The 547-nt window shown below is 70.0% G+C and carries 1 protein-coding gene and 1 pseudogene; both read left to right on the top strand.

All coding sequences use genetic code 11. The features are described 5' to 3' along the window. Positions 1–63 precede the first annotated feature (63 nt). Positions 64–168: pseudogene (locus ACY45C_RS19365) on the top strand (phosphotransferase); the annotation flags it as partial. Positions 169–217: 49 nt separating this feature from the next. Further along, complete coding sequence (locus ACY45C_RS19370) at positions 218–493, top strand: hypothetical protein (protein WP_462188990.1); 276 nt, start codon at positions 218–220, stop codon at positions 491–493. Positions 494–547 lie beyond the last annotated feature (54 nt).

Below are 547 nucleotides of genomic sequence, written 5' to 3' on the forward strand. Positions count from 1 at the left end.
GCGTTGCGCCCGGAGAACCTCTCGGCGCTGCGGGACTTGCCGGTCACGCTCGTGCACGGCGACGTGCACCCGGGCAACATCCTGACCGCCGACGGTCACATCAGCGGAATCCTCGACTTCGATCTCGCCCGGCTGGCCCCGCCCGCCTACGAACTCGCCCGCGCGCTGCTCTACTGCACACCCCCCCGCCGGGCCGGTCGCGAGCTACGCGCCGCGGGTGACCGCGTTCCTCGCCGGCTACCTCGCGGTGTGCCCGTTGAGCCAGCACGAGCTCGCGACGATGGTCCCGCTCTTCGAGACAACACAGATCATCGACACCTTCGGCCTCGCCGTGTGCGACAGCGCGACGCCAGCTCTGCTGGCTTTCGGGCACGCACGTTTCGCGTTGCTGTACTGGCTCCACCGCAACGCCGCAGCCCTGACCCTCTTCGCCCTGCAGACGCGCCAGGACCGGTTGTCGCTAAGGAACACGCGGCTGCAGGCGCTGGTCTAACCAGCCTGCGGTGCAGCCGCGGCGATGTCGTGGCGGGCCCATTTCGGGGTGCGG

It is taken from the genome of Frankia sp. CcWB2 (assembly GCF_977927585.1).